The sequence below is a fragment of the Sinomonas sp. G460-2 genome (assembly GCF_047759905.1).
Lineage (GTDB): Bacteria > Actinomycetota > Actinomycetes > Actinomycetales > Micrococcaceae > Sinomonas.
Window position 1 is genome coordinate 1 of record NZ_JBKZWT010000022.1, and the last position, 14,044, is coordinate 14,044.

Annotated in this window: 9 protein-coding genes; 8 read left to right on the forward strand and 1 reads right to left on the reverse strand. The window is 66.4% G+C overall.

Annotated elements, in window-relative coordinates:
* Positions 1–2,579: FtsK/SpoIIIE domain-containing protein (locus tag ACLN58_RS04385; protein WP_415854062.1), on the reverse strand; the 2,579-nt coding region annotated here is incomplete at its 3' end.
* Positions 2,580–2,778: 199 nt separating this feature from the next.
* Between ACLN58_RS04385 and ACLN58_RS04390 the strand changes: the two genes are divergently transcribed.
* The 8 genes from ACLN58_RS04390 (at position 2,779) to wecB (ending at position 14,037) form a co-directional block, all read left to right on the forward strand.
* Positions 2,779–4,905 (forward strand): acyltransferase family protein, encoded by a 2,127-nt coding sequence (locus ACLN58_RS04390; RefSeq protein WP_415854063.1) that lies wholly within the window; start codon positions 2,779–2,781, stop codon positions 4,903–4,905.
* Between the two features lie 100 nt (positions 4,906–5,005).
* A complete protein-coding gene (gene glf / locus ACLN58_RS04395) occupies positions 5,006–6,193 on the forward strand; it encodes a UDP-galactopyranose mutase (RefSeq protein ID WP_415854064.1) in 1,188 nt (395 codons plus the stop codon).
* Entirely contained in the window at positions 6,190–8,199 is a 2,010-nt protein-coding gene (locus ACLN58_RS04400) for a glycosyltransferase (protein ID WP_415854065.1), read from the forward strand. Before glf ends, ACLN58_RS04400 begins: the two co-directional genes overlap by 4 nt.
* A complete protein-coding gene (locus tag ACLN58_RS04405; protein ID WP_415854066.1) occupies positions 8,196–9,053 on the forward strand; it encodes an ABC transporter permease in 858 nt (285 codons plus the stop codon). The genes ACLN58_RS04400 and ACLN58_RS04405 overlap by 4 nt, the downstream gene beginning before the upstream one ends.
* 1 nt (position 9,054) lies before the next feature.
* A complete protein-coding gene (locus tag ACLN58_RS04410) occupies positions 9,055–9,789 on the forward strand; it encodes an ABC transporter ATP-binding protein (protein ID WP_415854067.1) in 735 nt (244 codons plus the stop codon).
* A 103-nt stretch (positions 9,790–9,892) separates the two neighbouring features.
* A complete protein-coding gene (locus ACLN58_RS04415) occupies positions 9,893–11,791 on the forward strand; it encodes a DUF6541 family protein (RefSeq protein ID WP_415854082.1) in 1,899 nt (632 codons plus the stop codon).
* Positions 11,792–11,797: 6 nt separating this feature from the next.
* Positions 11,798–12,889: a capsular biosynthesis protein gene (locus ACLN58_RS04420; RefSeq protein WP_415854068.1), complete on the forward strand. Its 1,092-nt coding sequence runs from the start codon at positions 11,798–11,800 to the stop codon at positions 12,887–12,889.
* The gene (gene wecB / locus ACLN58_RS04425) at positions 12,886–14,037 is read left to right on the forward strand and encodes a non-hydrolyzing UDP-N-acetylglucosamine 2-epimerase (RefSeq protein ID WP_415854069.1); all 1,152 of its coding nucleotides are present in this window, start codon (positions 12,886–12,888) and stop codon (positions 14,035–14,037) included. Before ACLN58_RS04420 ends, wecB begins: the two co-directional genes overlap by 4 nt.
* Positions 14,038–14,044: the final 7 nt, after the last annotated feature.

Consider the following 14,044-nt stretch of genomic DNA (forward strand, 5'->3'; position numbering starts at 1 on the left):
GCGGCGCACCACACCGCGCGCGCGGCCTCAACGAAGCCCGCCGCCGCCTCCGCTGGGGTGAGTGACAGCGACTCCTCGCGACCGCGTGAGCCGGCCGTGAGCCAATTGTCGGCGCTCACGATCCGCACCGGCTGCCGCGCGGCACGTTCCCCGGCAAGCCCGAGTGAGGCGGTCTGGAATTCGACCGGTTCGTTGGCTCCAGCCACCAGGAGGGCGCGGCCGGGGATCCCGGCGGGGATGCGGGCCGCCGCGGGGGAGCCGATCGCGTCGCGCGATTCCGACTCTCCCGCGACGCGCAGGGCGATCACCGACCCGACGTTCGCGCGGATATCGGCGCTCACAGCCCCCTGAGGACGCTGAGTCGCCATCACGAGATGGAGTCCGAGGGAGCGGCCAATGCTCGCGATCCTGAGGAATTCAGTCAGGGCTTCGGGGTTCTCCTCGACCAGCATCCGGAATTCATCGATGACCAGCACAAGCCGCGCGAGCGGCTCGTGCCCGCCGCTCAGGCGCTGATCGCTCAGGTGCTGATCGCTCAGGTGCTGATCGCTTAGGCGCTGATAGTCGATAAGGTCTGCGCACCCGGCCTCGGCGAGAATCCGCTCGCGTCGTACCACCTCGGCGCGCAGCGAAATCAGCGTGCGGTCGATCTCCCCCGCGAGGTCGGAGACGAGTCCCACGCAGTGCGGAAGGCGTGCGAGTGGCTCCAGGCCCGATCCGCCCTTGAAGTCCACGAACAGGAACGTGATGCGGCGCGGCGAATACGAGGCGGCCGCGCTCGCAATCAGGGATCGCAACAGTTCGGACTTCCCCGAGCCCGTCGTGCCGGCGATCAGCAGGTGAGGACCGTCGGCCACAAGGTCAATCGTCAGAGTCCCCGCGTGCCCCAGGCCGAGCGCGACGGGGACCGAGGCCTCTGCCGCCAGGTCCGCGCGCGTCCATGCCTCGGCCAGATCTCCTTCGGCGAGGCCAACCACTGAATCGAGCGAACAGCGGCCCGGCAAGGTCCCGCCGTCGTCCGTTTCCCCGACAGCGCCGAGGTGCTGCGCCGCGGCAGCGAAGGCGCGGGCCGGGATGAGGTCGGCGATGAATTCAGTGTCCTCCCCGCGGGTCCGAAGCCGGGCTGGCGTCCGGCCGACGTCAATCTCGGCCGCGGCACGAACTTGGATGCCTGCGCCTTGAGTGGGCGCGGCGTCGATGACAGGGAGCCCGACCGCGAGGGCCGCCGTCACCACATCTCTCCCGACGGCCCGGGGCAGATTCGGGAGGAGCAGAAGGCAGCATCGCTCGCCCGCCCCGAACGCCTGCCGCGCGCGGGCGGGGTCGCCGCACTCTTCGTCCGAGAGGACCCGCACGCGCGGCAGAAACCGCGCGGTCAGCCGAAAGGATCGGGAACCGCCGGCCACGACAACCCTGAGCCCCGCCGCTACGGGCAGAGACGCCAGCTGGAGGAGAAGAAAGCTGGCGAGTCCCTCGACGGCGCGATGGGGACCCCTCACGGCGACGAGACCCTCGAGCGGCACGACGATGGGTGCCGAAGGATGCTCGGGGACCGGGGCGCCGTCGTCCGGGTCGACGACGACGTCCGCTCGCTGCCGTCCCGTGCCAACCCGCAGAACGACCGTCCCCTGGAGCGCGGGGGATTCCGGCGCGGCAGCGCCCTCTTGCGTGCAGATCTCGTAGGCGTCGGGGGCGGCCCGAAGCCTGCGCGCAAGGTCGTCGTCGACCGCTTGCGTGAGCGCCCTCCCGAACACCCGCCGAGCCTTTCTTCCCTCCACGAGGGGAAGCAGGGCCGCCGCCGCTGAGACTCCGGACAGTGCGAGGAACATCCACTGACCCGTGAACGCCGCGACGCCGACCCCGAGGACGAGCGGCACGACGGCCATGGCGAGGAGCGCCAGCCGCGGCCGCCCGCCCGCTGGGCGCGCGACTCGCAACGGATCGCCGTGAAGCCGGCCCGCACCGGCGTGCAGCCGGGCCCCTCCCGAGACTTCGAGGCTCCCCGTCGTCGAGCCGAATCTGATCCTCTGGCCCCGAGTGACCAGGGCCTCGCGGACACGGCGACCGTCCAGGGTCGTTCCGTTGCGACTTCCCGCGTCCACAAGGCGCACGGAGGACTCGCCGACGTCGAAGCGCGCGTGCTCCCGCGACAGCTCGGGGTCAGGCAACGCCATCACGTCGCGCCGGCCCTCCAGTCGGCGCACCGGCCCGTCGTCCAACTTGCCATCCAGCCCGCGGCCGTCCGGCCCGCGCCCCACGGTGTTCACGCCTCGTTCGAGCGCGAAGACGGATCCCGCGGCGGGACCGCTCCGCACCGCGAAGACCAGCGGGGCCCGAGGCGCATTCACTGGTCCCCGCGCACTCCCGGCCAAGAGCAGAGCTCCGCTTCGGAGGGGCGGCGACCCCACGGTGAGACCTGCGAGCGGGCGTCCCTCGACCTCGATCCGCGTCACTCCGAAGAGGCGAACGAGCTCGCTCGCGATGTCGGCGCCGCTCGTTCCGGGCTGAACCGTTGCGACCAGCTCGCGAACGGCGTGATCCCCGCACTCCGGCGCGACGAGAGTGAAATGAAGTTCCATGGCCCCCAACCTGTTCCTCAGCGAGAGGATAGGCGGTTCTTGATCGACCCCGCTGGCCCAGACGGCCCGATGTGGACAAATCAAAAGCTGGGAATTGGCCTACCGTTGTCCGATAGACTCGGCCGTCGGCGAGAGTGGGCTCGCCTGAGTCCGCCGACGTCGTGCAATTGACTCCGCGGAGCGTTGAAAAGGGGACCATATGAGGCACGGCCCGACGACGGCTCGCGTGGATGCCAGGGCAAGCCATTCGCCTCGGCGTGACATCCAGGGTCTGCGTGCGTTGGCCGTGGGTCTGGTCGTTGTCTACCATCTGCGGCCCGATTCCCTTCCGGGCGGGTTCATCGGCGTGGACGTCTTCTTTGTCGTCTCTGGCTTCCTGATTGTCGGGTCCCTCGCGAGGGAGGCGGCGAAGCGCAGCACCATCTCGATTCGGGCGTTCTATGCACGGCGAATACGCAGGCTCCTCCCGGCGTCGGCCGCCGTTCTCGTGGCCGTTTCCGTCGGGTCCGTGCTGCTGCTGCCCCAGAGCCGGTGGCAGTCGATCTCCTCCGACGCGTTCTTCTCTCTGCTTCAGGTGCAGAACTGGCACCAGGCGTTGTCGGCCGTTTCGTATGCAGGCGCGACGGAGGCGGTGTCACCGTTGCAGCATTTCTGGTCGCTCGCTGTGGAGGAACAGTTCTACCTCGTCATCCCGTTCTTCATCGTGATGCTTGTCGTCGCCGCTCGCCGGACTACGCGGAGGGCCGAGCGAGGTCCCGGCCCGGCACCTGAGCGCTCGCCGGGGCGGTACATCGTTCCGGCTCTGGTCCTGATTGCAGCGACGTCCTTTCTCTACAGCGTCTACCTGAGCAATGCCGAGCACACCATTGCGTACTTCGCTACCACGACGAGGGTGTGGGAGCTCGCCGTGGGCGGACTCGCGGCCCTGGTCCCTCCGATCGCGAAGCTTCCTGGGCGCGTCGCGTCGGGAATCACGTGGTTGGGATGTGCGGCTATCATCGTTCCCGCCTTCTTCCTGACCACCGACATGCCGTTCCCCGGCGCAGTCGCAGCCATCCCGGTCCTCGGCACTGCCGTGCTGCTGAGGGTCGGCCCCCTCAGTCTTTCCACGCCATGGTCCCCGTCCACCCTGCTGAGCGTCAGACCGATGGCCTTCATCGGGGACGTATCGTATTCGCTGTATCTGTGGCACTGGCCCGTCGTCGTCTTCGCGGTGGCCCTCCTCGGCCGAGCCCCCGGAATCCGTGAGGCCTTCGGGCTCGGAGCGCTGAGCCTCCTCCTCGCCGCTGCGTCCTACCGCTGGATTGAGCAGCCGTTCCGACGGCGCTCGCCCAGAAGGCCGGCCGAGAACTCCGCCTGGGTCGGATACCGGAGCGCCTTCGGCCTCGCGCTCGCGCTCGCGGCGTGCGTTGCCGTGACCGCGTGGGTGCCCTGGCAGGTGGTCGAAACCAAGCGGGCGCAGCTGTTGGTCGAGCTCTCCGACCGCGACTACCCCGGCGCCCAGACGTGGTCCACGCATCCCCGGGCAGCGCCCCTGGGCCTGCCCCTTCGTCCGGACCCCTCGGTGGCGATGCAGGACGTGCCGGCAACCAATGCCGGCGCCTGCGGGGTCTACGACCCAGCCACCGTGCCCGACACAGATTGCTGGTTCGGCTCGCCGGCGGCACCGGGCGTGCCGACGATTGAGGTCCTCGGCGATTCACACGCGGCTCAGTTCGTGGACCCGCTCATCGCGATCTCGCGGACCACTCCGCTGAGGATTCATGCGATGGTGAGGAACGGCTGCCCGTTCGCGCTCACGCCGCCGCGAACCACGACGACGGTGTACTCCAATTGCTCAAGCCAAAACGCCCAGACTGCGGCGAAGGTCATCGAGCAGAAGCCCGACCTTGTCCTGGTCGCGGGGATGCGCGAGTCCAGCTACCAGAAGGCGCTCGGCTGGTCATGGTCGCCGGATGCTTCGCTGGTCGACGGATACGCGCAGTCCCTTTCGGGCCTACGCGCCGCAGGGCTGCGCGTCGCCGTCATGGCCGACCTGCCGTATCCGCACGGCAACCCCGTGGAATGCGTGCAGAGGTATGGCCGCGGGGATGAATGTACGACGGCGGCCTCCGAGGCTTTCGAGGGCGGGAAGGATCCGCTCGTGGCGGCCGCGCGGCAGGTGCCCGGCGTTGACGTCGTCGACCTCTCGCGGCTCTTCTGCCGCGATGGCGCGTGCCCCGCCGTCGTCGGCAACGTCCTCGTCTACCGCGACAATCACATGACGAACACGTTCGCGAAGACGCTCGCCCCTGATCTGGCCGTCGCCTTGGGCCTGAGCCCCTGAGCTCACGCTGATTCAGGGATCGCGGGACCCCTCGGGTAGCCTAGGTGCTGACACTCCAAGGCCGCGATTGGGCGGGCCGACGTATCTATCAGGAGAATTTGTGGACGCTGATCTCGTCGTCGTCGGATCCGGCTTCTTCGGCCTCACGGTGGCCGAACGGGCTGCCAAGGAGCTCGGACTCAAAGTCACGGTGATCGACCGTCGCCATCACATCGGCGGCAATGCCTACAGCGAGGACGATGCCCAGACGGGCATTGAGGTGCACCGGTACGGCGCTCATCTCTTCCACACGTCGAACGAGCGCGTGTGGGACTACGTGAACCAGTTCACGACCTTCACGAACTACGTGCACCGCGTCTACGGCGTGCACAAGGGCGAGGTCTTCCCGCTGCCGATCAACCTCGGCACCATCAACCAGTTCTTCCGCGCCAACTACACGCCGCAGGAGGCGCGGGCGCTCATCGCGGAGCAGGCCGGCGAGCTCGCGGGCACCGACCCGCAGAACCTGAACGACAAGGGCATCCAGCTCATTGGGCGCCCGCTATACGAAGCGTTCATCAAGCACTACACGGGCAAGCAGTGGCAGACCGATCCGACGGATCTGCCCGCCGGAATCATCTCGCGGCTCCCCGTCCGCTATACCTACGACAACCGTTACTTCAACGACACGTACGAGGGTCTCCCAACCAACGGCTACACGGCGTGGATCGAGCGGATGGCCGACCACCCGAACATCACGGTGCAGCTCAATACGGACTTCTTTGACGAGTCGCAGCCGATCAACAAGAGCAACGTGGTCGGGAACGTGCCGGTCGTTTACACGGGCCCCGTGGACCGCTATTTCGACTACGCCGAGGGCGACCTCTCGTGGCGCACCATCGACTTCGAGGAGGAGGTGCTCGAGGTGGGTGACTTCCAGGGCACGTCGGTGGTCAACTACAACGACGACAACGTCCCGTGGACGCGCATCATCGAGCCGCGCCACTTCCACCCGGAGCGCAACTACCAGACCGACAAGACGGTCATCATGCGCGAGTTCTCGCGCTTCGCGGAGAAGGGCGACGAGCCCTATTACCCGATCAACACCGAGGTCGACCGCGCGAAGCTCCTGGCCTATCGCGACCTCGCCAGGGCCGAGCGGTCCGTCCTCTTCGGTGGGCGCCTTGGCACGTACAAGTACCTGGACATGCACATGGCCATCGGTTCGGCCCTGAGCGCGTTCGACAACAAGATCGAGCCGCACTTCGCCAAGGGCGAGGCGTTGGTTAGTGGAGGAGTGGACGCATGACGGTTCTCGAAGCATCGGAGTCGATCGGCGAAGAGGAGTCCGAGATGGAATGGCAGACCCTTCAGCGCGTCATTCTTCCGCCCCAGGCACAGATGGACACCGTGCCCCTGTATGTCGACATGGGTGCCGCCGCCGGCGTCCAGCTGCCGACGATGGGCGACCAGGACAAGCGCGATGCCAAGCCGCGCACCATCAACAGTGTGACGCGTGAGGCCCACGCCGAGGACTTCCTCTCACGCTCCTCGATGAGCGTCCGCCCCGGCGAGCGGGTTTCCTTCGGAACGTACTTCAACGCGTTCCCCGCGAGCTACTGGCGGCGCTGGACCACGGTCGACTCCGTCCGGTTGACCGTGACCACGACCGGCACAGGCGCGATTATCGTCTACAAGTCCAACTCGCGCGGATCGCTCCAGCGTGTCGACGCGCAGCGCGTCGAGGGCCAGACCACGACCGATTTTGACCTGACGCTCAAGCCGTTTGGCGACGGCGGCTGGTATTGGTTCGACGTCGTCGCCGGCGCTGAGCCGGTCATCGTCCGCGGCGCCGAATGGCAGGCGCCCGGCCCGGCCCCGCGTCGTGGGGCAGTGACGCTTCAGATCACGACCCTCAACAAGACAGACTTCTGCCTCAACAACCTGCGCCTCCTCGCCGAGGACCCGGAGGCGCTCGAGGCGCTCCAGGAGATCCTCATCGTCGATCAGGGCACGCAGAAGGTCTCGGAGGCGGATGGCTTCGACGAGGTCAAGACGCAGCTCGGCGGCCGGCTTCGGGTCATCGAGCAGAGCAATCTGGGCGGATCGGGAGGATTCTCACGGGGCATGTACGAGGCCGTGGCCAACGGCAGCGACTACGCGCTCCTCATGGACGACGACATCGTCGTGGAGACCGAGAGCATCCTCCGACTCGTCACGTTCGCGGATCGCTGCAAGACGCCGACCCTCGTGGGCGGCCACATGTTCGACCTCTACAACCGGACCGTGCTCCACACCTTCGGTGAGATTGTGAACCCGTACCGCATCCAGCCGGCTCTGCCGAGCGAGGACGCGGAACTCGGTCACGACTTCATGGTCTCCAACCTTCGGCAGACCCCATGGCTTCACCGGCGCACCGACGTCGACTACAACGGCTGGTGGATGTGCCTCATCCCGACGTCGGTCATCCGTGAGATCGGGCTGGCGCTGCCGATCTTCATCAAGTGGGACGACGCCGAGTACGGCCTCCGCGCCAAGGAGCGGGGCTTCCCCACGGTCTCCATGCCCGGTGCCGCGGTGTGGCACGTCTCGTGGATCGACAAGGACGATCTCGTGGGGTGGCAGGCCTACTTCCACACTCGGAACCGTGCGATCACTGCCCTCCTGCACAGCCCGTACGAGCTCGGCGGTCGGGTGATCCGCGAACTCCAGCAGGACGACTTCAAGCACCTCGTCTCGATGCAGTACGCGACCGTCGAGGGGCGGACGTGGGCCGTTCAGGACCTCCTCAAGGGACCCGAAGCCCTGCCCGAGCTTCTGAGCACGCGGCTTCCCGAGATCCGCAAGATGCTCTCGGAGCACTCCGACTCGACGTTCCAGCCGGACCCCGACGCCTTCCCGGCTCCGCGCATGGCCAAGCCGCCGCGTCACGGTCAGGGCTTCAGCCGGCCGAGCGCAGCGCTGCTCGTCCCGTGGGCCGTCAAGACGGTGATCCGGCAGCTCATTCAGCCCGTGGTCGAGTCGAGCAAGGAGCGTCCGCAGGCAAACGTGCCGCACATCGACAACAAGTGGTGGCGCATGTCGCAGTACGACTCGGCGGTCGTCTCCAACGCCGAAGGCACGGGCGCGTCCTGGTACCAGCGCGATCCGCAGGTTCTGCGGCGCATGCTCGCCGAGAGCGCTCGTCTTCACGCCGATCTGCTTGCGCGCTGGCGTCCGCTGAGCCTGCGCTACAAGGCCGCCCTCGACGGGCTGACCTCGATTGAGTCGTGGAAGAAGACCTTCGACGAACACACGGTGAGCGATTCTCGGTGAGCAGCACGGACGAACTGGCCAGGCCCGGCGTCGGCTCGGGCTTGGCCGACACCTTTCGAGCGAGGTTCCTTCTCAAGCTTCTGGTCCGCAAGGAGCTGAAGGTCCGCTATCGAGGCTCCGTCCTCGGCCTCCTGTGGAGCTACGTCAAACCGGGCGTCCAGTTCATCGTGTTCTACCTCGCGCTGGGGGTCTTCCTCGGCCTCAACAAGGGCACGGAGAACTACGCCGTCTACCTGTTCTCGGGCATCATCCTGATCAACTTCTTCACCGAGGCCCTCGGTAACGCCGCGCGGTCGATCGTGGGCAACGGGAGCCTGATCAAGAAGATCTATCTTCCTCGGGAACTGTTCCCGGTGGCGTCGGTGTGGGTTTCAGGCGTGCATTTCTTCCCGCAGCTCGTGGTCCTCATCGTCGCGTGCGTCTTCTCGGGCTGGCACCCGTCCGTGCTTCACATTGCTGCGGCGCTCGCTGGGTTCATCGTCGTGGCTTTGCTGGCGACGGGCCTCGGCCTGTTCTTCGGGGCTGTCAATGTGTACTTCCGAGACTTCGAGAACATCGTCGACCTCCTGCTCATGATCGTCACGTGGGCGTCGCCCGTCCTCTATGTCTGGACGATGGTGCGAGGCACGCTCGGCGCCGGATTCTTCGCGGTCTACCAGGCGAATCCGATCACGATTGCGGTCGAGATCTTCCACTACGCCTTCTGGTACCCGACGACGTCTGGCACGGCTGAGTTGCCGCCGAATCTCCTTGCCCTGTGGCTTCCGGTCGGCCTCGTCGTGTCCGTTGTGGTGGTCGTGATCGGCCAGTTCACCTTCCGGCGGCTCGAGGGCCGCTTCGCCCAGGAGCTCTGACGTGGCCACCGCGATTGACGTCCAAAACATCAGCAAGCAGTTCGTGCTCCGTCACACCCGCTCGCTCAAGGAAGCGCTGGTCTGGCTCCTCAAGGGGCGCAAGGGCGATCTGAGCCACAAGTTCTTTGCCCTCGACAACGTCTCATTGGTTGTCGAGCAGGGCGAGACCGTCGCCCTCCTCGGTTTCAACGGATCTGGGAAGTCGACGCTCCTCAAGCACATCTCGGGCGTCATGCTGCCCGACTCGGGAAGCGTCCTGACGCGGGGTCGGGTGGCCGGCCTCATCGAGGTAGGAGCGGGATTCCACCACGACTTGACGGGTCGCGACAACGTGTACCTCAACGGCGCCATCCTCGGCATGAGCGAGGAGCAGATCAACGAGCGCTTCGATTCGATCGTGGAATTCTCCGAGATCGGGGAGTTCATCGACACCGAGGTCAAGTTCTATTCGTCTGGCATGTATCTCCGCTTGGCTTTCTCCGTCGCGGTGCACACGGATCCCGAGGTCTTCCTCGTGGACGAGATCCTCGCCGTCGGCGACGAGCCCTTCCAGCGCAAGTGCATTGCCAAGATCAAGGAGCTCGCGGCCGAGGGCAAGACGCTCGTCGTCGTGAGCCACGACCTCGAACTGGTCAAGCAGGTGTGCGATCGGGGGATCTTGCTTCGTCAGGGAAAGGTCCAGTTCGACGGAAAGATCGACGGTGCCGTCGAGGCGATGCGCAGCACCGCTTTGTAGGCTGCAGACAATCGGGGCCCGCGGGCCCGAAAGCTAGGTTAAGAAGGGGTTTTCGTTGAGCTGGTGGTCAATCACTCCCGCCGTCATGGCGTCCCTCGCCGTGATGTTCGTCCCGGGATTGATCGTTGGGGTGGCCGCACGGCTCAGGCCCTTCCAGCTGGCGGCATTCGCGGCGCCGATCTCTGTGTCTGTGGTGTCGCTGGCTGCAATCGTTGCGCCCTGGCTTGGCCTCACATGGTCGGGTATACCTGTAGCGCTGGGGACCCTCGTGGCAGCGCTGGTTTGCGGTCTCGTGGCGTGGCGAACCCGTCGGGGGAACCAGGCTTCCAGACCGGACTGGCGTCAGTCGGGCAAGGTACTTTCCGGCGTCGCAGCGCTTGCCGTCGCGGCGGTGCTCATAGGACGTCGTCTGATGTACGTGTTCGGCACTCCGGATTCTCTGTCCCAGACGTTTGACAACATCTTCCATCTCAATGCCGTCCGCTACATCCTGGACACCGGCAACGCCTCGTCGATGTTCGTCTCGACGCTCACAGGCGGCGGGTTCTATCCCGCCGCGTGGCACGACATCGTGGCGCTCGTAGCCGGTCCTGGGATTGAGATCACGGTTGCGACGAACGTCGTCAACCTCGTGATCGGAAGCGTCGTGTGGCCCCTGTCCATGATGGCCCTGACCCGGGCCCTCGTCGGGGAACGGCCCGCTGCCCTGTGGCTCGCCGCCGTCTTCTCAACGGGTTTCGGCGCCTTCCCCATCCTCCTGCTCGATTTCGGCGTCCTTTTCCCGAACTTCCTTGGCACGGCGCTGCTTCCCGCCATCGTCGCCCTCCTCGTGCGGGCACTGGGGATCGGCGCCGAAGCGCAACCTGGTCGACTTATGACCGCGCTCCTGCTGCTCATGAGTGTGCCCGGGCTCGCCTTGGCTCACCCCAACAGCCTCATGACGCTTCTTGCGGTCGCGCTGCCGCTCCTTCTCATGGTGTGGGCCGGATGGGTGCGCCGGAGGGGCTTCGCCAGCGGAAGGATCCTGCCGATTGGGGTACTCGTCGGTGGCCTCTTCGTGGCCGCCGCAGCGTGGGCCCTGATCAGGCCGCCGTCGTCCGCAGCGACGTGGGCACCGGTCGAGACAGTGGGACAGGCGGTCGGCGAGCTCCTGGCCCTCTCCGGGATCGGAAGGCCCCCCACGTGGCTGCCCGCGATCTTGGCCCTCGTGGGGATCGCGTGGGCGGTGCGGCCGGCCGGCCGCAGGTGGTTTCTCGGCGTGTACGCGGTCATTGGGCTGCTGTTCGTCGTCGTGGCGGGCATGCCGTTCGGCAAGCTCAGGACGGCCCTGACCGGCGTGTACTACAACGACCCTCCGCGGTTGGCCGCACTGCTCCCGGTCATCGGCATTCCTCTGGCAGTTGCTGGCGGCCTGTGGGTCTGGGATCGCGGGGTGCTCCTGGTCGGCAGGTACTGGGGTCGGGGTCGTCCGGAGGCGACGAGGATCCTGCTCCCTGCGGCCGCGGTGGTCGCGATTGCCCTGTCCGCGGTGGCGATCCAGACCAGTTCTATTCGCGACGCCGCGAACGCTGCCGCCGGTTCCTATCGCATTACGCCTTCAGCCCCGCTCATTTCCACGGACGAGATGGCTCTCCTCGAGCGCCTGGACTCCGAGACCCCCGCTGATGCCGTCCTCGTGGGCAATCCGTGGAACGGGAGTTCCCTCGCGTATGCCATCGCGGACCGCCGAACGGCTCAGGCCCACATCCTCAGTGAGGTGCCGCCGGGCCTCCCGACGATTTATGACCATCTGAACGATGCCAAGAACGATCCCGCGGTGTGCCAGGCCGTGAAGAGCCTTCACATCACGTACGTCCTGGATTTCGGTCACCACGAAGTCCACGGAGGCGACCACGGCGTGAAGGGCCTCGACAACCTGACCCAGTCGGGGATCGCGCAGATTGTTGATCAGCAAGGGACGGCCAAACTGCTCCGCATCACGGCGTGCGGCAACCAAGGGTAGGTGGAGATGAAGATTGCGCTGACCGGCGCTCAGGGCTTCCTCGGGTGGCACACCCGAGTCCTCGCGCACAGCCTCGGGCACAGCGTCGAGCCGATCCGGCTCGGACCCGGCTTCGACGAGGCGGCCGCCCGTTCGGCCCTCGAGGGCGCCGACCTGCTCGTGCACCTCGCGGGGGTGAACCGCGGAACAGACGACGAGGTGCACGAGGGCAACCGCGTCGCGGCACGCCAGATTTCAGCCGCGCTGGCCTCGGTCGACTCTCCGCCTCCACGCGTTGCGTTCTCGAACTCGGTTCAGGCCGGCAACGGGAGCGTCTACGGGGGCGCGAAGGAGGCCGCCGGCGAGATCCTGGCCGAGCAGGCCCGCGCCATCGGCGCGGCGTACACCAATGCGCACCTTCCGAATATCTTCGGCGAGCATGGGCGCCCGCGGTACAACTCCGTCGTGGCGACGTTCAGCGACCTCGTCGCCCAAGGTCTCGCCCCCGAGATCCATCAGGACAAGGAGCTCGGGTTCCTGCACGCCCAGCGGGCGGCGGAGGTCTTGCTCGGCGAGCTCCCGGTGGATCGCATGGCTGACCACGTGCGCACGATGTCCGTGAGCGGCGTCGCCGAGAAGCTCCAGGAACTCGCCAAGGTCTATCAGGACGGCACCGTCCCTGACATCGTCGACGCCTTCGATCGCGATCTCTTCAACACCTACCGGTCGTTTCTCGTGGGGGATATGCTTCCCATCCGGCTGACGCGCCATGCGGATTCACGCGGCTCCTTCTTTGAGGTCGTGAGGAGCCGGGGCGGGGAGGGGCAGTCCTCCTTCTCGACGACCGTGTCTGGGATCACCCGCGGCCAGCACTACCACCGACGTAAGATCGAGCGGTTCACGGTGCTCAGCGGCAGCGCAGAGATCGCCATGCGTCGGATGTTCGACGACAAGGTGTATACCTACACGGTCGACGGCGACCACCCGGTCTCGATCGACATGCCGACCATGTGGACGCACAAGATCACGAATACTGGTTCCGACGCCCTGTACACGATGTTCTGGATCAACGAAATCTACGACCCTGCCTCACCCGACACCATCCCGGAGGAAGTATGAGCGCGCCTGGCGGCAAGCTGAAAGTCATGACGGTTGTTGGCACGCGACCGGAGATCATCCGACTCGCCGCGGTCATCAAGCGCCTCGACGCGTCCACTGATCACGTCCTGGTTCACACCGGCCAGAACTACGATTACGAGCTGAACGAGGTCTTCTTCGAGGACCTCGGACTCCGGCGCCCCGATCACTTCCTGGAGGCGGACACCAGCTCGTTGGGAGCGGTCCTCGGATCGATCCTCAGCCGAGTCGAGCGGGTCATTCTCGCCGAGCGGCCCGACGCGATGGTGGTGCTGGGCGACACGAACAGCTGCATCTCGGCCCTGATGGCCAAGCGCCTCAGGGTTCCGGTCTACCACCTCGAGGCCGGCAACCGCTGCTTCGACGAGAACGTCCCCGAGGAGACCAACCGCCGTCTCGTGGATCACGTCTCAGACTACAACCTCGTCTACACGGAGCACGCCCGCCGCAATCTGCTCGGCGAAGGCATCCACCCTTCGCGCATCCTCCTCACGGGGTCGCCGATGAAGGAGGTGCTCGCCGGGAACGTGAAGGGTATCGCGGAGTCGGACGTTCTCGAGCGGCAGGGCCTCCGCAGTGGAGAGTACTTCTTGGTCAGCGTCCACCGCGAAGAGAACGTGGACAGCTCCGAGCGCCTCGCCGAGATCCTCGCGGCCCTTCAGTCCCTTGTTGAGATGCATGGCATTCCGGTCTTGGTCTCGACCCATCCGAGGACGCGGAAGCGTCTCGAGGCGCAGCCCGACAGCCTCAAGGCTGGGCTCGTGTTCCATCCGCCGTTTGGCTTCAACGACTACGTGCGGCTCCAGCAGGAGGCGCGTTGCGTCCTCTCCGACAGCGGCACGATCAGCGAGGAGTCCTCGCTTCTCGGCTTCCCCGCGATCACGCTGAGGGATGCCATCGAGCGTCCTGAGTCGCTCGACACGGCAGCGATCATCACCGCGGGTGTCAGCGCCGACACGATTGTCGACGCGGTCGACATCGTGCTGAGCCAGTACAAGGCCGATGGGCGCCCGACGATTCCGCAGGACTACCAGATCGACGACACCTCGCGCCGAACCGTCAACTTCATTCGTTCGACGGCGAAGACCCACCACCGGCGGGCCGGAATCTTCATGCAGGGCGTCAGCTGACCCAACT

What these genes read in the sequence shown, in the direction of transcription:
- ACLN58_RS04400 (WP_415854065.1), top strand. Translation starts at nt 6,190, where the DNA reads ATGACGGTTCTCGAAGCATCGGAGTCGATCGGCGAAGAGGAGTCCGAG.
- wecB (WP_415854069.1), top strand. Translation starts at nt 12,886, where the DNA reads ATGAGCGCGCCTGGCGGCAAGCTGAAAGTCATGACGGTTGTTGGCACG.
- ACLN58_RS04415 (WP_415854082.1), top strand. Translation starts at nt 9,893, where the DNA reads ATGTTCGTCCCGGGATTGATCGTTGGGGTGGCCGCACGGCTCAGGCCC.
- ACLN58_RS04420 (WP_415854068.1), top strand. Translation starts at nt 11,798, where the DNA reads ATGAAGATTGCGCTGACCGGCGCTCAGGGCTTCCTCGGGTGGCACACC.
- ACLN58_RS04390 (WP_415854063.1), top strand. Translation starts at nt 2,779, where the DNA reads ATGAGGCACGGCCCGACGACGGCTCGCGTGGATGCCAGGGCAAGCCAT.